This is a genomic window from Streptomyces luteolus (assembly GCF_029968015.1).
GTDB lineage: Bacteria > Actinomycetota > Actinomycetes > Streptomycetales > Streptomycetaceae > Streptomyces > Streptomyces luteolus.
In genome coordinates, this window is record NZ_JASCIS010000011.1 from 176,872 (window position 1) to 195,562 (window position 18,691).

Annotated in this window: 15 protein-coding genes and 1 pseudogene; 10 read left to right on the forward strand and 6 right to left on the reverse strand. The window is 71.9% G+C overall.

From position 1 onward, the window contains the following. Positions 1 to 24: 24 nt before the first annotated feature. From QIT00_RS13585 to QIT00_RS13600, 4 genes and pseudogenes are all read left to right on the forward strand, one after another. A complete protein-coding gene (locus QIT00_RS13585) occupies positions 25 to 1,626 on the forward strand; it encodes a (2,3-dihydroxybenzoyl)adenylate synthase (RefSeq protein WP_282535490.1) in 1,602 nt (533 codons plus the stop codon). Then, positions 1,623 to 2,996 carry a salicylate synthase gene (locus tag QIT00_RS13590; RefSeq protein WP_282535491.1) on the forward strand — a complete coding sequence of 458 codons (1,374 nt, stop codon included), beginning with the start codon at positions 1,623 to 1,625 and terminating at the stop codon, positions 2,994 to 2,996. The genes QIT00_RS13585 and QIT00_RS13590 overlap by 4 nt, the downstream gene beginning before the upstream one ends. A gap of 290 nt (positions 2,997 to 3,286) precedes the next feature. After that, positions 3,287 to 5,338, forward strand: a pseudogene (locus QIT00_RS13595) (thioredoxin domain-containing protein). Between the two features lie 235 nt (positions 5,339 to 5,573). Further along, entirely contained in the window at positions 5,574 to 8,861 is a 3,288-nt protein-coding gene (locus QIT00_RS13600) for a tetratricopeptide repeat protein (RefSeq protein WP_282535492.1), read from the forward strand. Between the two features lie 87 nt (positions 8,862 to 8,948). On the opposite strand, the gene greA is transcribed toward QIT00_RS13600, so the two are convergent. Both greA and QIT00_RS13610 read right to left on the reverse strand, forming a co-directional pair. Beyond that, positions 8,949 to 9,446, reverse strand: a complete 498-nt coding sequence (gene greA, locus QIT00_RS13605; protein WP_282535493.1) for a transcription elongation factor GreA — start codon at positions 9,444 to 9,446, stop codon at positions 8,949 to 8,951. Between the two features lie 176 nt (positions 9,447 to 9,622). Beyond that, on the reverse strand, positions 9,623 to 10,027 hold the full coding sequence (locus QIT00_RS13610) for a DUF4307 domain-containing protein (protein WP_282535494.1): 405 nt from the start codon (positions 10,025 to 10,027) through the stop codon (positions 9,623 to 9,625). Positions 10,028 to 10,170: 143 nt separating this feature from the next. Here QIT00_RS13610 and mca point away from each other — a divergent pair, with 143 nt between their 5' ends. Together mca and QIT00_RS13620 are read left to right on the forward strand one after the other, a co-directional pair. Next, complete coding sequence (mca, locus tag QIT00_RS13615) at positions 10,171 to 11,052, forward strand: mycothiol conjugate amidase Mca (protein WP_282535495.1); 882 nt, start codon at positions 10,171 to 10,173, stop codon at positions 11,050 to 11,052. Beyond that, positions 11,045 to 11,305, forward strand: a complete 261-nt coding sequence (locus tag QIT00_RS13620; RefSeq protein WP_282535496.1) for a hypothetical protein — start codon at positions 11,045 to 11,047, stop codon at positions 11,303 to 11,305. Before mca ends, QIT00_RS13620 begins: the two co-directional genes overlap by 8 nt. Before the next feature lie 113 nt (positions 11,306 to 11,418). Here QIT00_RS13620 and QIT00_RS13625 read toward each other — a convergent pair whose 3' ends face one another. The 3 genes from QIT00_RS13625 to ilvA form a co-directional block, all read right to left on the reverse strand. After that, positions 11,419 to 12,252 (reverse strand): ABC transporter permease, encoded by an 834-nt coding sequence (locus QIT00_RS13625; protein WP_282535517.1) that lies wholly within the window; start codon positions 12,250 to 12,252, stop codon positions 11,419 to 11,421. A 26-nt stretch (positions 12,253 to 12,278) separates the two neighbouring features. Further along, a complete protein-coding gene (locus QIT00_RS13630) occupies positions 12,279 to 13,268 on the reverse strand; it encodes an ATP-binding cassette domain-containing protein (RefSeq protein WP_282535497.1) in 990 nt (329 codons plus the stop codon). A gap of 213 nt (positions 13,269 to 13,481) precedes the next feature. After that, positions 13,482 to 14,711 (reverse strand): threonine ammonia-lyase, encoded by a 1,230-nt coding sequence (gene ilvA / locus QIT00_RS13635; protein ID WP_282535498.1) that lies wholly within the window; start codon positions 14,709 to 14,711, stop codon positions 13,482 to 13,484. A gap of 134 nt (positions 14,712 to 14,845) precedes the next feature. Here ilvA and QIT00_RS13640 point away from each other — a divergent pair, with 134 nt between their 5' ends. The 3 genes from QIT00_RS13640 to QIT00_RS13650 all read left to right on the forward strand — a co-directional run bounded on the left by QIT00_RS13640 (position 14,846) and on the right by QIT00_RS13650 (position 16,200). Next, entirely contained in the window at positions 14,846 to 15,349 is a 504-nt protein-coding gene (locus tag QIT00_RS13640; RefSeq protein ID WP_282535499.1) for a MarR family winged helix-turn-helix transcriptional regulator, read from the forward strand. Between the two features lie 102 nt (positions 15,350 to 15,451). Next, positions 15,452 to 15,937: a sigma factor-like helix-turn-helix DNA-binding protein gene (locus QIT00_RS13645; protein ID WP_282535500.1), complete on the forward strand. Its 486-nt coding sequence runs from the start codon at positions 15,452 to 15,454 to the stop codon at positions 15,935 to 15,937. Further along, positions 15,934 to 16,200, forward strand: coding sequence for a hypothetical protein (locus tag QIT00_RS13650; RefSeq protein ID WP_282535501.1), 267 nt, complete (start codon positions 15,934 to 15,936; stop codon positions 16,198 to 16,200). Before QIT00_RS13645 ends, QIT00_RS13650 begins: the two co-directional genes overlap by 4 nt. A 78-nt stretch (positions 16,201 to 16,278) precedes the next feature. On the opposite strand, the gene QIT00_RS13655 is transcribed toward QIT00_RS13650, so the two are convergent. Next, positions 16,279 to 17,460 (reverse strand): cystathionine gamma-synthase, encoded by a 1,182-nt coding sequence (locus tag QIT00_RS13655; RefSeq protein WP_282535502.1) that lies wholly within the window; start codon positions 17,458 to 17,460, stop codon positions 16,279 to 16,281. 72 nt (positions 17,461 to 17,532) lie between these two features. Between QIT00_RS13655 and QIT00_RS13660 the strand changes: the two genes are divergently transcribed. Then, positions 17,533 to 18,660 (forward strand): hypothetical protein, encoded by a 1,128-nt coding sequence (locus tag QIT00_RS13660; protein WP_282535503.1) that lies wholly within the window; start codon positions 17,533 to 17,535, stop codon positions 18,658 to 18,660. Positions 18,661 to 18,691: the final 31 nt, after the last annotated feature.

Here is an 18,691-nt window from a genome sequence, read left to right on the forward strand (position 1 = left end):
TAATAAAAACGGATGTGATTTCTGATGCTTGGCCCGCCGCCCGGCGCCCTCCTTGCCGACCTGCTCCGCGATCAGGCCCGGCGCGGCCCCGACCGACCCGCACTGGTGTCCAACGGGCAGGTCACGACCTACCGGGAGCTCGACTCCCGCGTCGACCGGATTGCGGCACGACTGCGCCGCCTGCGCATCGGCGCGGGCGATCGCGTGGTGGTGCAGCTGCCGAACGGCACAGAATTCATGCTCCTACTATTTGCATTCTTCCGGCTGGGCGTCATTCCCGTTCTCGCATTGCCAGTGCACCGGAAGAATGAAATTCATAACGTGTGCGGAATCGCCGGGGCGGTCGGCATCGTCATCCCCCGCAGGCGGGCAGGTTTCGATTTCCGGGCCATGGCCGAGGCTGTCCGCGCGGATAATCCCACGTTGCGCGAAATCGTCACGGCGGACGACGTGTGCGACGTTCCCGACGCGCTCCCGGTGGCCGGCGGACCCCGCCCGACCGTCGGCCCCGCCCCGGCGGGCATCGGGCTCCTGCTGCTGTCGGGCGGGACGACCGGTGCCCCCAAGCTGATTCCGCGCACCCACCGGGACTACGCCCTCAACGTGGTGGAGAGCGCCCGGCTGTGCGGCCTCGACGAACACACCGTGTACCTGGCGGCGCTGCCCGCAGCGCACAATTTCGCGCTCGGCTGCCCTGGTGTCCTTGGCACCCTCGCGGTCGGCGGGAAGGTCGTGCTGGCCCCGGACCCCTCCCCCGACGAGGCGTTCCAACTGATCGAGCAGGAACGGGTGACCGTCACCGCCCTCACCCCGCCCCTCCTGCAGCTCTGGCTGGCCGAGGCCGGCCGGACCCGGGCCGACCTGACGAGCCTTCGGCTGCTCCAGGTCGGCGGAGCCCCACTGAGCCGCAAACACGCCGAGCGCGTACGTCCCGAGCTCGGATGCCGGCTCCAGCAGGTGTTCGGCATGGCCGAGGGCCTGCTCAGTTTCACCAGGCCGGACGACCCGGAGGAAATCGTGGTCTCCACTCAGGGGCGCCCGCTGTTGGCCGAGGACGAGATCCGGGTGGTGGACCGCGAGGGTCGCGACGTAGCGGTGGGCGAGGCGGGCGAGTTGCTGGCGCGCGGCCCGTACACCGTGCGCGGCTACTACCGGGCACCCGGCTCCGGCCCGGCGCCCGAGTCCGACGCCACCGCCTTCACCCCGGACGGCTACTACCGCACCGGCGACCTGGTGCGGCTCACCGGCACCGGTCACCTGGTGGTGGAGGGGCGGCTCAAGGACGCCGTGAACAGGGGCGGCGAGAAGGTCCCGGCCGTTGAGGTCGAGGACCATCTGCTGGCCCATCCGCTGGTCGCCCAGGCGGCCGTGGTCGGCGTGCCTGACGAACTGCTCGGCGAGCGGACCTGCGCCTTCGTGGTGCCGCGCACCCGCCCTCCCCGCCTCCCCGAAATCGCCGCCTTCCTGCGCGACCGGGGGTTGGCCGCGTACAAGCTGCCCGACCGCCTGGAGATCGTGGCCGACCTTCCGCGTACCGGCGTGGGCAAGGTGGACAAGCACGGACTCGCCGCACGCCTGGAGCGCCCCGCGAGCCGAAAGCATCAGAAGTCGAGGGAACTGGCATGACACTGCGCCACCACTACCGGGAGACCGAGACCGCCGCACCGAGCGACCCGCTGCTCACCGTGGCGCGGCTGGCCGAGACACACGACCCGGCTGCGTGTCTGGTCTACGAGCGGGAGGACACCTGGCACTACTGCGCGGGGGCCATCGCGGAGATCATCGTCGACCACCGGCATGTCCACTACTCGATCGGTACGGACCGGCGGAGCATCCCCTGGCGGGGTCACCCCCTGCCGGTGGTCGCCCAGTTGCTCGACGCGCTGCCGATCGCGCAATGGCGGGCCTACGGCTGGGCGGCCTTCGAACTCGCGCTGCTCCGGACCGCCGGGGTGCCGGCCCGCCGACACCCCGGCCGGCCTGCCACCGCACCCCTGCTGCACCTGGTCGTACCGCGTGACGAGGTCAGGATCACAGCGGGCCGGACCGAGCTGCGGAGCACCGACGCGAGCTCCTTGGCCGCTCTCGAAGCCCGGCTCACGGAGGCGGTGAGTGGCTCCGCCCTGCCGATCGAACAGGGCCCCGGAGTGAGCGCCGCCGTCGACCTCTCCACCGGCGGGGACGCGTACCGGACGCTGGTGGCGGGCGCGGTGGACGAGATCGGGCGGGGATCGTACGACAAGGTCGTGCTGAGCCGTGTGGTTCCCGTGCCGCACCCGGTCGATCTGGTGAACACCTTCGTCCTCGGCCGCCGCAACAACACCCCCGCCCGCTCCTTCCTGCTCCGTCTCGCGGGCCTGGGAGCAGCGGGCTTCAGCCCCGAACTGGTCGTCACGGTCTCCGCGGACGGGCTCGTACGGACCCAACCACTGGCCGGCACACGGGCCCGCACCGCCTGCGCCGCCGAGAACGGGCGGCTCCGCGCCGAACTGCTCGCAGACGTCAAGGAGATCCACGAGCACGAGATCTCGGTGACGGCGGCGACCGAGGAACTCGCGACGGTCTGCACACCGGACACCATCACGCTTGACGAGTACCTCACGGTCAAGGAACGCGGCAGCGTGCAGCATCTCGCCTCACGGCTCTCCGGCCGCCTCGCCCCGGGCCTTCGCTGCTGGGACGCGTTCACGGCGCTCTTCCCCGCGATCACCGTCTCGGGCGTCCCCAAGGCCGCCGCCGTGGCCGACATCGCCCGAATGGAGGCGCAGCCCCGCGGGATGTACGGCGGCGCGGTGCTGACCGCCGCCGCGGACGGTTCGCTGGACGCGACTCTGGTCCTGCGGGCCGTCTTCGAGCAGGGCGGACGGACCTGGCTGCGCGCCGGTGCGGGCGTGGTGCGCCAGTCGGATCCCGCCCGGGAAATGGAGGAGACCTGCGAGAAGCTGCGTAGCATCGCTGCCTACCTGGTGCCCGAGAGGGTGCCCGCCGCCCGGTAGCACGCCGCTGCGCGACCATCAGGAATGTGCTGTCCAGCCGCTTCTGTACGGACACTCCAACCGGTGCGCGAGCGGTGCAACCGATGCGCCGCGCCGGACGAGAACAAGGCCGGCCCGACCTCCCCGACGGCCTTGAGGACCTGTCCGACCGACGGCGGCAGGAGCTCGGGAAGACCGGGCGGCCCGCCCGACGACCTGCGGTCCGGATTACATGCCGTGTGCAATTTCCCGCTCCTGGGGTCCAGCCCGGCAAGCTGGGCTGGACGGCCGGATCATGCGACGATGCCGGTATGAATCGACTGGCTAACGAGCAGTCGCCCTACCTACTCCAGCACGCCTCCAACCCAGTGGACTGGTGGCCATGGGGAGAGGAGGCGATGGAAGAAGCTAAGCGGCGGGACGTACCCATTCTCTTGAGTGTGGGCTATTCGTCCTGCCACTTATAGCTTCTACAGATTCACTGGTGCCACGTCATGGCGCACGAGTCGTTCGAGGACGAGGCGACCGCCGCGTACCTCAACGAGCACTTCGTCAGCGTCAAGGTGGACCGGGAGGAGCGGCCCGACGTCGACGCCGTCTACATGGAGGCCGTACAGGCCGCGACCGGCCAGGGCGGCTGGCCCATGACCGTCTTCCTCACCCCGGACGCCGAACCCTTCTACTTCGGCACGTACTTCCCGCCCGAGCCCCGCCACGGCATGCCCTCCTTCCGGCAGGTCCTGCAAGGCGTCGGCGAGGCCTGGACGGGCCGCCGCGAGGAGGTCGCCGAGGTCGCGGGCAAGATCGTGCGGGACCTCGCGGGCCGTGAACTCCCGTACGGGGACACGGCGTTGCCCGGCGAGGAGCAGCTGGGCAAGGCGCTGCTCGGGCTCACCCGGGAGTACGACGCGACGTACGGCGGATTCGGCGGCGCACCGAAGTTCCCGGCCGCGATGATCGTCGAGTTCCTGCTCCGCCACCACGCCCGCACCGGCTCCGACGGCGCCCTGCAGATGGCCGCCGACAACTGCGAGCGGATGGCCCGCGGCGGGATCTACGACCAACTGGGCGGCGGCTTCGCCCGCTACTCCGTGGACCGCAAATGGGTCGTGCCGCACTTCGAGAAGATGCTGTACGACAACGCCCTGCTGTGCCGCGCGTACGCGCACCTGTGGCGGGCCACCGGCAGTGAGCTCGCCCGGCGCGTGGCCCTGGAGACCGCGGACTTCATGGTGCGTGAACTCCGTACGAACGAGGGCGGGTTCGCCTCCGCCCTCGACGCCGACAGCGAGGACGGGGCGTCCGGCCGGCACGTCGAGGGCGCGTACTACGTGTGGACGCCCGCGCAACTGCGCGAGGTGCTCGGCGAGTCCGACGCCGAACTGGCCATCGCGCACTACGCCGTGACCGACGAGGGAACCTTCGAGGAGGGTGCCTCCGTACTCCAACTCCCGCAGAGCGAGGGCCTGTCGGACTCGGACCGGCTCGCCTCGATCCGCGCCCGGCTGCTCGCCGCCCGCGAGGAGCGGCCGCGCCCCGGCCGCGACGACAAGGTGGTGGCCGCCTGGAACGGCCTCACGATCGCGGCACTCGCCGAGGTGGGCGCGTACTTCGACCGGCCCGACCTGGTGCAGGCCGCGATCGCCGCCGGGGACCTGCTCGTACGGCTGCACATGGGCCCGGACGCGCGCCTGGTCCGCACCTCCATGGACGGCAGGGCCGGCACGCACGCCGGGGTCCTGGAGGACTACGCCGACGTCGCCGAGGGCTTCCTCGCGCTCGCGGCCGTCACCGGCGAGGGCGTGTGGCTGGAGTTCGCCGGGTTCCTGCTCGACCACGTACTGATCGGGTTCGTGGGCGAGAACGGCGCGCTGTACGACACCGCCCACGACGCCGAGGCGCTGATCCGCCGCCCGCAGGACCCGACGGACAACGCCACCCCGTCCGGCTGGACCGCGGCTGCCGGCGCCCTGCTCTCGTACGCGGCGCAGACCGGCTCCGAGCCCCATCGCACCGCCGCCGAGCGGGCGTTGGGCGTCGTCACGGCACTCGGCCCGCGCGCCCCGCGGTTCATCGGGCACGGCCTGGCGGTCGCCGAGGCACTGCTCGACGGGCCGCGCGAGGTGGCGGTGGTGGGCCCCGCGGACGACCCGGAGCGGGCGGCTCTGCACCGCGCAGCGCTGCTGTCCCCGGCGCCGGGTGCGGTGGTCGCGGTGGGCGAGCCCGACTCCGGTGAGCTGCCGCTCCTGGCCGACCGCCCGCTGGTCGGGGGCCGGGCCGCGGCGTACGTGTGCCGCAACTTCACATGCGATGCGCCGGTCACGGAGGTGGAGGGGCTGCGGGAGCGGTTGGGGCGGGCGTAGGGCTTTCTTCCCCTCCCCGCCCCTTCCCGAAAGTCCTGCGGACAGCTCTGGGGGCTCCGCCCCCAGGCCCCCGCTCCTCAATCGCCGGAGGGGCTCAAATTTGAGCCCCTCTGGGGGCACCTCCCAGCGGTAGCTGGGGGAGATTGAGGAGGCCCGTCCGGCAGGACTTTCGGGAAGGGGCGGGTAGGGGAAAAATCAACGCGTACGCCGATGACGAGGCAGAGGGGGACCCGGCATGCGGGAAAGCCATCGGGGCGAGGCCGAGACGTTGCTGGCACGGGCAGTCGAGGAAGAAGTCCGGCGCTCCGGCGGCCGCACGGAAGGCAACGTACTCCTGAGCCGAGCTCGCGGCGCCCTGGACACCCTGGCCGAATCGGCGGCGGAGGAGTACGCCGCGTACGTACGGGCGCTCGACGAGGCCGAGGCCGGACGGCAGTCGTTCGGGCAGCGCCTCGGCCGGGAGGGGGCAACGCCCGCGCTGGTCACGGCCGTCGCCGCGGTCGCCGCGGCCGCCGCGGACCTGGCGTTCGGCACCGACGCGGGCACGGCCCTCGGCGCGGGCGCCGTCGTCGCGGTCGCGGGCGCGGCGGCCACCGTCGGCAAGGTCACCGCGTCGCACGCGCCCGCCGCCCACCGCCGCGCGGGCGCCCTCGGCCGGCCCGGCGGTCCCGAGCAGCTGCGCCTGCAGTGGCTCACGGCGCTCGAAGTGCGCGGTATCCGCCCGTACTTGGACCAGCAGCGCGTCGTCGCCGCGAACACCGGTACGGGCAGGAAGAAGCCGGTCCCCCTGCGCCGTACCGACAAGAGCGCGGCCGCGCGGCGGCGGAGCGTACTGGAGCGGTCCTTCGCCCAACTCCCTGAGCCGGACGGGCCGTTCGCGGGCCGGCGGCAGGATCTCGCCCGGATCGGGCAGTGGGTGCACGCCGCCCGCGCCTCCACCGAGACCAGGCCGACCGTGGTGGTGCTGCACGGCGCGCCCGGCTCGGGCCGCTCGACGCTCGCGGTCCACGCGGCGCACGCCCTGCGCGACCAGTTCCGCGGCGCCTGCCTGGTGGACCTGCGCGGCGACAGCACGACCGAGCCGCCCCGTACGACCCGGGACGCGCTCCTGCACCTCCTCAACCGCCTCGGCGCCCCCCGCGAGCAGCTGCTCTTCCGCGAACGGTCCGCGCCGGAACAGCAGTTGAAGCGCCTCACCGAGCTGTACCACCAGCATCTGACGGGCCTGCCGGTCACGGTGATCCTGGACGACGCGAGCGACGCCGAGCAGGTCCGCACCCTGGTCCCGGACCGTTCCGACAGCCTGGTCCTGGTCACCTCCCGCGCCCCGCTTGACCTGCCGGACGACCTGCCGGCCTGGGTGCACCAGCTGCCCGTCGAACCCCTGGACGCGGCGGGTGCCGAGGATCTGCTGCGCGCGGCGGCCGAGGACGCGTCGGGCCCGTACGACGCCCAAGCGGCCGACGAGATCCGGGAGTTGTGCGGCGGCCTTCCGCTCGCGCTGCGCATCGCGGGCTCCGCGCTCGGCCCGCGGACCGCCCGCGAGCTCGCCGCGGACCTCGCCGCGGGCGGGGCGGACGGGTCGGAGGGGCCGGACGGCCCGGTCGAGCGCGCGCTGCTGCTGCGCTACACGGACCTGGCCGACCCGGCACGGCGGCTGCTGCGACGGCTCGCGCTTGCGGGCCGCGCCTCGCTCGGGGCAGCCGCGGCGGGCGCCCTCCTGGACGATCAAGAGGTGCGCCCCGAAGGGGCTCAGGACCAGGGTGGTGGCGGGCGACGGGTGGGCGAGCGGGAGGCGGAGCGGGAGTTGACGGCCCTCGCCCGCGCGGGGCTCGTCGACCATGTGCGCGGCAGCCGCTACCGCCTGCACGACGTGGTCCGCTCCTTCGCCCACGCGCGGCTGCTCGACGAGGAGGAGGCGGCCGAACGCACCGCCGCCCAGGAACGGCTGATCGCCAACTACGCCGAGCTGGCCGACTCGGTGATCCGCCTGGTCGACGGCAAGACGTCGACGCGCGCCGACACGTCCTTCCACGCGAGCGCGGTAGGACCGCACGGCTTCACGTCCCTGGACGCGGCGCTGCGCTGGCTGGACGACGAGTCCAGCTTCATCACGGCGGCCCTGCGGCACGCGGAGGGCGTCGACGACCAGGCGGTCCTGAACCTCCTCGGCGCGCTCTGCGACTACTGCCTGCTGCGCGGCGACCTCTACCGCCTGGGCGAGATCAGCGAGCTGAGCCAGGCGGTCGGCCAGGGCCTGCTCGGCCGCTCCGTGCAGTGGCGCACGGGCATCGCCGCCCGCCAGCTCGGCGAGCTCGACAGGGCCCGTACGACACTGTCCTCGGTGGTCGACCTGTACTTCGAGGCGCACCACGAGGCCGGTGCCGCCCGTGCCCTGTGCTCGCTCGGCATCACCCTGCACCACCAGGGCCGGCTCGCGGACGCGGCGGCCAAGCTGCGCGAGGCCCTGGAGCTGCAGCGGGCCGAGCATCTCGCGGGCGACCGGGCGTGGACGCTGCACGCCCTCGCGGCCGTCGAGCGCGACCGGGCGCGCGTCGCGGAGGCCCTCGGCCTGCTCACCACCGCCCTCGACCTGCACCGCGAGAGCGAGTCCGTGCACGGCCAGGCCTGGGCCCACTTCCAGCTGGGCCAGGTCCGCCTGCGGCTCGGCGATGTGCCGCGCGCGGAGGAGGAGTTGAGCACCGCTCTCGACCTGTACGGACGCACGCGCGACCCGCGCGGCGAGGCCTGGGCGCTGACCCAGCGGGCCCGCGCCCGCCTGGTCGACGGCGACCCGTCGGCCGCGGTGGAGGCGCTGCGCGGGGCGGCCCTGCGGCACCGGGACAACGAGGACGCGCGCGGCGAGGCCTGGTCCCTTTACTACCTGGGCCAGGCCCTGGAGGAGACCGGCGACCTCACCGAGGCGGTCCGCGCACTGGAGCGCGCCCGCACGATGTTCTCCCGTATGCGCGACGTGTACGGCCTCGCCTGCGCCCGCCACCACTCGGCCCGCGTCACCCGCGACCAGCGCGCCGCCCAGACCGGTTCGCTGCGCAACTCCGGCTTCGCCCGGCAGCTCCTGGTCGACGCCCGCGCCGACTTCCAGCGCATCGGCGTCGCCCACGGGGAGGCCTGGACCTGCCTGGAGCTCGCCGTCGTGGACGCCGGCAACGCCCGCTCCCCGCAGGCCCTGGCCCTGTGCGACGAGGCGGTGGCGCTCTTCGGCTCGTACGGCGACCGGCGCGGCGAGGACTGGGCCCGCTTCCTGCGCTGCACGCTCCTGCCGTACGCGTCCCCGGGCGGCTCGGAGATCGGCACGGCGGTGGCGGCGGAGGAACTCGCGCAGCTCACCCGCGCCGCCCACCCGGCCCGCGACCCCGAACTCGCGGGCTACCTCCCGGCGTACGCCCTGATGCTCGACCGCGGCGTGGAACTGGACACGGGCTGGCAGGCCTGGCGCCTGGGCATGGTCCCGAACCGCCACGCCCGCGAGGTGATGGGGGTTCCGACAGCCATCAGCTGACCGCCTGTGCAGGTCCCCTGCAAACACGCCTGTGCCCCGGCATACCGAGGCCGAACCACGGTGCCGGGGCACAGGCAAAAGAGCAGCTCAGCCCTGGTAAGGCTTCGCCTCCAGAATCTTCACCATCGCCATCTTCCCGTTCGGAAGCTCGTACTGAGCCTCCTCACCGACCTTCTTCCCGCTCACGCCCTGCCCGAGCGGCGACTGCGGCGAGTACGTCGTGGTGCCCTCCGACGCGTACTCCCGCGAGGCGAGCAGGAAGGTGAGGGTGTCGTCCTCGTCGCCGTCGAAGGCGATCGTCACGACCATGCCGGGCTCCACGACGCCGTCGTCGGCCGGGGCCTCGCCGACCTTGGCGTTCTCGAGCATCTGCGTGAGCTGGCGCACACGGAGCTCCTGCTTGCCCTGCTCTTCCTTGGCTGCGTGATACCCGCCGTTCTCCCGCAGGTCGCCCTCCTCGCGGGCCTCCGCGATCTTGGCGGCGATCTCGGTGCGCGCGGGACCAGACAGATACTCCAGCTCGGCCTTGAGCTGGTTGTACGCCTCCTGGGTCAGCCAGGTGACGTTGTCGCTGGTCTGGGTCACAGGTGCTCCTCGTCGGTACTGGGAATACAAAGCATCGCCCTACCCAGAAGGATGTTCCCTCACTGGTGGGCGAAACCACGAGCCTAACAATTCAGGCGCAAAAGAGGGAGGACGTTATCCGCCCGGAAACCGTCGGGAACCTGTCGCAGCAGGTCAGAGCAGGTCCGCCCGCGCGCTCAGCGTGCGTCGCAGGAGACCAGCTCGGCCGCGGTGGCCCGCTCGGTCGTACGCAGCGTGACGACCTCGTTGACGAGCTCCTCGCGCTGCTCGAAGGCGATGTCCTTGCGGCCGACCTCGGCGCCGGACTCGGCGAGGGCGCGCAGCGTGCACGTCCCGGAGACGTCGGCGCCCTTGCGGATCTCCAGGTGGACGTCGACGGCCTGCGCGGAGGCCACCTTGAACTTGATGAGCTCGCCGCTGAAGGCGCTCTTGCCGGAGATGTAGTCGTAGCCGATCCAGCTGACGACGCCGAGCAGCAGGACGCCGAGCACCGAGCCGACGATCTTCAGCTTGCGGTCGGCGCGGGCGTCCGCGGAGCGACCGTACCGGCCCTCGGGGAGCTGTTCGCGGACCGCGTTCATGGATCGGCCTCTCAAGACGGCGTCGGGTCGGGGGGCCGGGAATTATCGGGCCCCTGTTTCGGTCACTATAGAAGCCCCCCGAAGCACCCGAGGACCGAGGGCCGCCCCCTGACCGAGGGCGCCATACACATGAGGATCGAGTCTTGACTGAGCAGCTGCGACTGATGGCGGTTCACGCGCACCCCGACGACGAGTCGAGCAAAGGCGCGGCCACCATGGCCAAGTACGTGTCCGAGGGGGTGGACGTGCTCGTGGTGACCTGCACGGGCGGTGAGCGGGGCTCCATCCTCAACCCGAAGCTCCAGGGCGACCAGTTCATCGAGGAGAACATCCACGAGGTCCGCCGCAAGGAGATGGACGAGGCGCGCGAGATCCTCGGCGTCAAGCAGTGGTGGCTTGGCTTCGTGGACTCCGGGCTGCCGGAGGGCGACCCGCTGCCGCCCCTGCCGGAGGGCTGCTTCGCACTTGAGGACGTGGACAAGGCGGCCGGAGAGCTGGTCAAGCAGATCCGCTCGTTCCGCCCGCAGGTGATCACCACGTACGACGAGAACGGCGGCTATCCGCACCCCGACCACATCATGACCCACAAGATCTCGATGGTGGCGTTCGAGGGAGCGGCGGACGCGGAGAAGTTCCCAGAGTCCGAGTTCGGGCCGGTCTTCGCGCCGCAGAAGCTGTACTACAACCAGGGCTTCAACCGCCCGCGCACGGAAGCGCTGCACGAGGCGCTGCTCGCCCGCGGTCTGGAGTCGCCGTACGGGGACTGGCTGAAGCGCTGGGACGAGTTCGAGCGGGTGGAGCGCACGCTGACCACGCACGTTCCGTGCGCGGACTTCTTCGAGATCCGTGACAAGGCGCTGATCGCGCACGCCACGCAGATCGACCCCGAGGGCGGCTGGTTCCGCGTTCCGATGGAGCTCCAGAAGGAGGTCTGGCCGACGGAGGAGTACGAGCTGGCGAAGTCGCTCGTCGATACTTCCCTCCCCGAGGACGACCTCTTCGCGGGCATCCGGGACAATGCCTGACATGAGCGCAAGCGCAGCAGCCAATCTGGCCATGACGCACCTCGTCCCGCTGGCCAAGGAGATCGACGAGGACAAGGTCACCCCCGGTGTTCTCGGCTTCATCGTGTTCGCGGCTCTCGCCGTGGGCGTCTGGATGCTGATGAAGTCGATGAACCGGCACATGGGCCGCGTGAACTTCGAGGAGGCCCCCGAGGGCGCCCCCGCGAAGGGCGCGGAGGCGGGGTCCAAGTCCGAGGGCGGCACGAAGAAGTAGGCGTACGACGAAGGCCCCGGTGCGGAAAGCACCGGGGGCCTGTTGTCGTGCGCTCGGGCGGTCTGTCGTGCGCTGCGGCGGTCTGCCGTGCGCTCGGGCGGTCTGCCGAGCGGTCAGGCCGTCGCCGAGCGGTACTTGCGGACCGCGAGGGTGCGGAAGACCACGATGATCAGCACCGACCAGAGGACCGATGCGAGCACCGGGTGCTCCATGGGCCAGGCGCCGGTCACGGATTCCATCTGCTGTCCGGCGGTGTTGCCGAAGAGTTCCCTGGCCGCCTGGACGGTGGCGCTGAAGGGGTTCCACTCGGCGACGTGCTGCAGGAACGCGGGCATGCCCTGGACCGGCACGAAGGCGTTCGAGATGAACGTCAGCGGGAACAGCCAGATCAGTCCGCCCGAGGTGGCCGCCTCCGGCGTACGCACGGACAGCCCGATGAGCGCGCCGATCCACGAGAACGCGTACCCGAGCAGGAGCAGCAGGGCGAAGCCCGCGAGGACCTTGCCGAAGGGCTCGTGGGTGCGCCAGCCGACGAGCAGCGCGACCACGGCGAGCACGACGAGGGTGAGCGCGGTCTGCACGAGGTCGGCGAGGGTGCGCCCGGTGAGGACGGCGCCGCGGGCCATGGGCAGCGAGCGGAAGCGGTCGATCAGGCCCTTGTGCATGTCGTCGGCGATGCCCGCACCGGCGCCCGCGGTGGCGAACGTCACGGTCTGGGCGAAGATGCCGGCCATCAGGAACTCGCGGTAGAGCTGCGGGTCGGTGGAGCCGCCGACGCTGATGGACCCGCCGAAGACGTACGTGAACAGCACCACGAACATGATCGGCTGGATCAGGCCGAAGATGACCATCTCCGGGATCCGCATCATCCGGATCAGGTTGCGTTTGGCGACGACGAGCGAGTCCCGTACGGAACCGGCGATGCCGCCGCCCGCCACGGGGGCCATCGGCTTGGCCGTCTCGGTTGCGGCGCTCACTTGGTGTCCTCCTTCTCGGCGTCGCCCGCGGTGTCCTCCGCCTCGGCCGCGTGGCCGGTGAGCGAGATGAACACGTCGTCCAGGGTGGGGCGGCGCAGGCCGATGTCGTCGATCTCTATGCCGCGCGCGTCCAGTTCGCGGATGACCTCGGCGAGCAGCTTGGCGCCGCCGGTGACGGGGACGGTCAGCTTGCGGGTGTGCTCCTCGACGGTGGTGCCGCCTCCGCCCTTGGCGAAGCCGCGCAGCACCTCCTCGGCGGTGGCGATGTGGCCGGGCTCGTGCACGACGACCTCGACGCGCTCGCCGCCGGTCTGCGCCTTGAGCTGGTCGGAGGTGCCGCGGGCGATGACCCGGCCGTGGTCGATGACGCAGATGTCGTGCGCCAGGTTGTCGGCCTCCTCCAGATACTGCGTGGTGAGGAGCAGGGTCGTGCCGCCGCCGACGAGGTCCTTGATGACCTCCCACAGGGCTTGGCGGTTGCGCGGGTCGAGGCCGGTGGTGGGCTCGTCCATGAACATCACCGGCGGCCTGACGACCAGGGCGGCCGCGAGGTCGAGGCGGCGGCGCATGCCTCCGGAGTACGTCTTGGAGGGGCGGTCGGCGGCGTCGGCGAGGTTGAACTGCTCCAGGAGTTCCCCGGCCCGCTGCTTCGCGGCCTTGGCGCTCATCTGGTAGAGCTGGCCGACCATCTGGAGGTTCTCGCGGCCGGTGAGGTACTCGTCGACTGCGGCGAACTGGCCGGAGAGGCCGATGGAGCGGCGCACTTCGTTGGGGTGCTTGAGGACGTCTGTCCCGGCGACGACCGCCTTGCCCGCGTCCGGCGTGAGCAGGGTGGTGAGGCAGCGGACCGCGGTGGTCTTGCCCGCGCCGTTCGGCCCGAGGAGGCCGAGCACGGTTCCTTCGGGGACGTCGAGGTCGACGCCGTCCAGAGCCTTGACGTCGCCGAAGTGCTTGACCAGCCCTTCGGCGTAGATGGCGCCTGGCATGTGGGTTCTCCCCCGTGTCTGGGTGATTTCCTATGCGAACTTTAGGTATGTCGGTTTGATTCCGCCCGAGGGCGGAGTGGCCGGACCTCCACCATAACGCGATGTATCGCGTTTTCTCAAGTGGCCTGTTCCATGCACTCGTTGGAACCGATACGCGATCTATATCGCGATCGCTGTCCCCGCGCCCCTACGTCCCTACGTTCGTACGGGACCTCACAGCATGACCGTGTAACCCGCCTCGCGCAGGGCTTCGGCCACCTCGGTGCAGTGCCCGGGACCCTTCGTCTCCAGGTGCAGCTCGACCTCCGCCTCCGTGAGGCCGAGGCGCGGATCGGTCCGTACGTGACCGACGTCCAGGACGTTGGCGTCCACCACCGTCAGCACGCCGAGCAGCGTGGCCAGGGCGCCCGGCCGGTCGGTCAGGCGCAGCCGCAGCGACAGATACCGGCCCGCCGCCGCCATGCCGTGCCGCAGGATGCGCTGCATCAGGAGCGGGTCCACATTGCCGCCGGACAGCACCGCGACGACCGGCCCCTGAACCGACTCCGGCTCCGCGAGCAGCGCCGCGACCGGGCTCGCCCCGGCCGGCTCCACGACCAGCTTGGCCCGCTCCAGGCAGAGCAGCAGCGCGCTGGAGAGCGCGTCCTCGGAGACCGTACGGACTTCGTCCACCAGATCGCCAACGATTTTGAACGGCACGTCTCCCGGGCGGCCGACCTTGATGCCGTCGGCCATGGTCGCCGGGTGGTCGATCGCCACCGGGTGCCCGGCCGCGAGCGAGGGCGGGTAGGCCGCGGCGCCCGCCGCCTGCACGCCGATCACCTTCACGTCCGGGCGCAGCGCCTTGACCGCCACCGCGATACCCGCCGCGAGACCGCCACCGCCGATGCCCACCACGATCGTGCGGACCTCCGGGCACTGCTCCAGGATCTCCAGGCCCACCGTCCCCTGACCCGCGATCACGTCCCGGTGGTCGAAGGGGTGGATGAACACGGCACCCGTCTCGCGCGCGTAGTCCTCCGCCGCCGCGAGGGTCTCGTCGACCACCGTGCCCTGCAGCCGCACCTCCGCGCCGTACTCCCTGGTCGCGGCGACCTTCGGCAGCGGGGCGCCCTTCGGCATGAACACCGTGGACCGCACCCCGAGCAGCGACGAGGCGAGCGCCACGCCCTGCGCGTGATTCCCGGCGCTCGCCGCGACCACCCCGGCCGCCCGCTCCTCCGCGATCAGGCCGGCGATCCGCACGTACGCGCCGCGCAGTTTGAACGAGCCGGTGCGCTGCAGGTTCTCGCACTTGAAGTGGACCGGCGCGCCGACCAGCTGCGAGAGATGCCTGCTGCCCTCCATGGCGGTCACCCGCGCGATCCCCGCGAGCATCTTCTGCGCACCGCGCACGTCGTCCAGGGTCACCGTCGGCCAGGAGCCAGCCGTGCTGTACGTCATGACTTCAAGTCTCGCACCGGGACGGGTCCGCGCCCGCCGGGGGAGCCGGTTCGCGCAGCGCAGGTACGGCCGGGCCGATCGCCGCGTACCCTGTCCCCCAACCCACCGACCACGCACGAAGTGAGCCCCCGGCCATGCCCACACCTTCGGACATGACGACCGATCCGCAGAGCGACACCTCGGAGCTTCCCGGTCTCCTCGACCACCTCCAGCACGAGGTGGCGGTCTTCGCACGCCGCGCGGAGCAGACCCGCCTCGGCGGGGTCGGTCAGGTCCGCAACTCCATGGACCGCGCCGCGTACCTGCTGCTCAACCGCCTCGACAGCGAGGGTCCGATGGGCGTCAAGGCGCTCGCCGCGAGCATGGGCATCGACTCGTCGACGGTCACCCGGCAGGTCGCGCCGCTCGTCGAGTCGGGCCTGGTCAAGCGGACCTCGCACCCGGACGACGGACGCGCCGTGGTGCTCCAGCTGTCGCCGCGCGGCCAGTCCAGGCTCGACGAGGTGCGGGCCTCGCGGCGCGAGCTGATGGCACAGCTGACCGAGGACTGGGCGCCCCGGGAGCGCGAGGAGTTCTGCACGCTCCTCACGCGGTTCAACGCGGCCCTCTCGGCACGGCACGGGTCCGGTACTGAGTAGGGGCGCTCTCCTCGAACGCCGGAGCGGCTGAACAGCTCCCGCCCCTTGACCTCCCGACGGCGCCCGCGCCTATATGGAGGAACACGGCTCGGGAGGCGCACGGTGCGTCATCGGCAGGTACGGCAGCAACAACCCCTCCACGCCGGGGAGTTCGAGGCGTTCGTCGCGGGTGCGGCCGGCCGGCTGCTGCATGCCGCCACGCTGCTCACCGCCGAACCCCCCGACGCCAACCCCCGCGCCCGGACCCTGCTCACCGACGCCCTCACGCAGACGTACGCCTCCTGGGACCGGCTGCGCGGCGAGGACCCGTACGACCGCGCGCGGCAGGAGCTGGCCGCCCGCTTCGCCCGGTCCGCCTGGCGCGCGCACCGCGGGCGGGGCGGGGTGCTCGGCGCCCTCGGCCCGCAGGAACGGCTGGTCGTGGTGTTGCGGCTCGGCGAGGGCGTGGCCGAGGAGCAGACCGCGGCCCTGCTCGGACTGCCCGTGGAGCGCGTCCGCGCGATCTGCCACCGCTCCGTGGCCGCCCTGACGAGCCCTCCCCGCACGCGCGGTGACGCGACCGCCACGATGACGGCGGCACCGTCATGAGCCCCGAGCGTCCCGAGCGCCGGGAGCGCCGGGAGGACCAGGTGCGGCGCCTCCTCGACGGTCCGCACCCGGCCGTGCCGCCCGAGCTGGTCGTCGACGCGATGCGCCGGGGCGCGCGCCGGGGGCGCCGGCGCGCCCGCGCGCGGCGGCTGCTGTGGCTGGTGCTGTCGGTGGCGTTCCTGGTGTTCGTGGTGTGGGCGTCCGTGGAACAGCCGTGGAACCCGCCACCGGCGGAGACGACACCCCCGCTGAACGGCTGGTAGCTCCCACTCAGGGCGTACGCGAAAGGGGTACGGGAGCAACTCCCGTACCCCTTGAGCGGGTTGGCGACCGGACAGGCGCTAGCCCAGCGCGCGGCGCAGATCCGCCACCAGATCGGCGCTGTTCTCGATGCCCACCGAGAGGCGCACCAGGTCGGACGGGACCTCCAGGGGCGAGCCCGCCGCCGAGGCGTGCGTCATCCGGCCCGGGTGCTCGATCAGCGACTCCACGCCGCCGAGGGACTCACCGAGGGTGAACACCTCGGCGCGGTTGCAGACCTCTACGGCCGCCTCCTCGCCGCCCTCGACCTGGAACGACACCATGCCCCCGAAGTGCCGCATCTGCTTGACGGCGATGTCGTGCCCGGGGTGGTCCGGCAGGCCCGGGTAGAGGACGCGGGTCACGCGCGCGTGCTGCGTGAGCATCTCCGTGATCCGCTCCGCGTTCTCGCTGTGCCGGTCCATGCGCACGGCGAGGGTCTTGATGCCGCGCAGCACCAGCCACGCGTCGAAGGGCCCGGCGACCGCCCCCATGGCGTTCTGGTGGTACGCCAACTCCTCGCCCAGATCGGCGTCGTCGACGATCAGCGCGCCACCGACGACGTCCGAGTGGCCGCCCATGTACTTGGTCGTGGAGTGCACCACCACGTCGGCGCCCAGCGCGAGCGGCTGCTGGAGATACGGGCTCGCGAAGGTGTTGTCGACGACGAGCCGCGCACCGGCCGAGCGGGCCACCGCCGCGAGGGCCGCGATGTCGCTGATGCCGAGCAGCGGGTTGCTGGGCGTCTCCACCCAGATCACCTTCGTACGGTCCGTGACGGCCGCCCTGACCGCCGCCGGGTCGCTGGTGTCGGCGACGGAGAACTCCACGCCCCAGCGTGCGACGACCTTCGCGAACAGGCGGAACGTGCCGCCGTACGCGTCGTTCGGGATCACCACGTGGTCGCCGGGCACGAGCAGCGTGCGCAGCAGGCAGTCCTCCGCGGCGAGGCCCGAGGCGAAGGCGAGCCCGCGCCGGCCGCCCTCCAGGGCCGCGAGGTTCTCCTCCAGGGCGGTCCGCGTCGGATTGGCGCTGCGGCTGTACTCATAGCCGCCGCGCAGGCCGCCGACGCCGTCCTGCTTGTACGTCGACACCTGGTAGATCGGCGGTACGACGGCGCCCGTGAGAGGGTCCGCGGTGTTGCCCGCGTGGATGGCGAGCGTCTCGAAGCTCCGGCCGCTGTCGGCGGGCCCGTTGCTGTCACTGCTGTGCGAGTCGGTCATGCCGCCCGAGGGTAGTCCCCGGATCCGGGACAGGTTCGTCGTTTGTCAGTGGCGTCTGGTTCGCTTGTACGTATGGACATTCTCTGGGTTCTGTTGGGCCTTCTCATGCTCGGTGCGGCGCTCGGGCCGTTCCTGTTCCGCAGGCGCGGCGGCATCCGGCTCGCGGCACCGGGCTCACCGGACGCGGCGGACCCGGCGAACTACGGCTTCGCGCTCCAGGAGGAGCTCGACATCCGCATGCCGGGCCCCGACCAGGACCTTCTCGACGTCCTGGACGTCGTCCAGCGCACCCAGGACTGGAAGTACGCCGCGCAGCTCCTCGCCGGCACCGAGAAGGACGGCGAGGTGCGCTGGCAGCGCGTGCAGGCCTTCGCGGGCGCGGCCTCCCTGGAGCTGGCGGAGAAGCCGGCGGGCGTGCGAGACGTTCCCGGCGGGCAGTGGCTGCGCGTCTGGCGGGCCGAGTCGCCGAAGGACGCGGGCGGTGCGGCGGTGCACGCGGAGTTCCTGGTGCAGCAGGCTTTCCGTACGGCGATGCCCGGCACCGACGAGTACAGAATCATCCTCGAAGAGGCCAAGGCCGCGTGCGCGGAGGCGGCCCTGCTCGCCCCCGGTGACCCGGTCCCGTACGTCACGGAGCTGGCCGTGGCCCGTGGACTCGGGTACTCCCAGGAGGAGTTCGACCAGCTCTGGCTGAAGATCCTGGACCGCAACCCTCGGCACATGGGCGCGCACCTCGCCGCGCTCCCCTGGTTCAGCGAGAAGTGGCACGGCTCGCGCGAGCAGGCGTACGCGTTCGCGGAGGCCGCGGCGGCGCGCGCCCCTCAGGGGTCGCTGCTGTCGGCCCTCCCGCTCTTCGCGGTGTTCGAGCACCTTCCGGAGGTCAACCTGGTCCGGAGCTTCTGGGAGAGCGAGGTGGTCCGCAAGGCCGTCGAGGGCGCCCAGTTCGCGGAGCACTCGACGCAGTCGGTGCGGCCCGCCGACCCGATGCTGGCGCCGGTGCGCCACCTGCTCGTGTACTTCCTGGTGCGCTCCGAGCGCTGGGCCGAGGCGATGCACCAACTGATCGCGGTCGACGGCCATGTGGGCGCCCTGCCGTGGATGCTGTCCCCGGACCCGGCCGCCGAGTACGCGGTGTTCCGCGCGCTCGCGGTCGCCGGTTACGAGGCGAACGGCGGCAGCCCGGCGACGCTCCCGCACTGAGGAATTCTGCCCGGCCGCCGGACGTTGACCT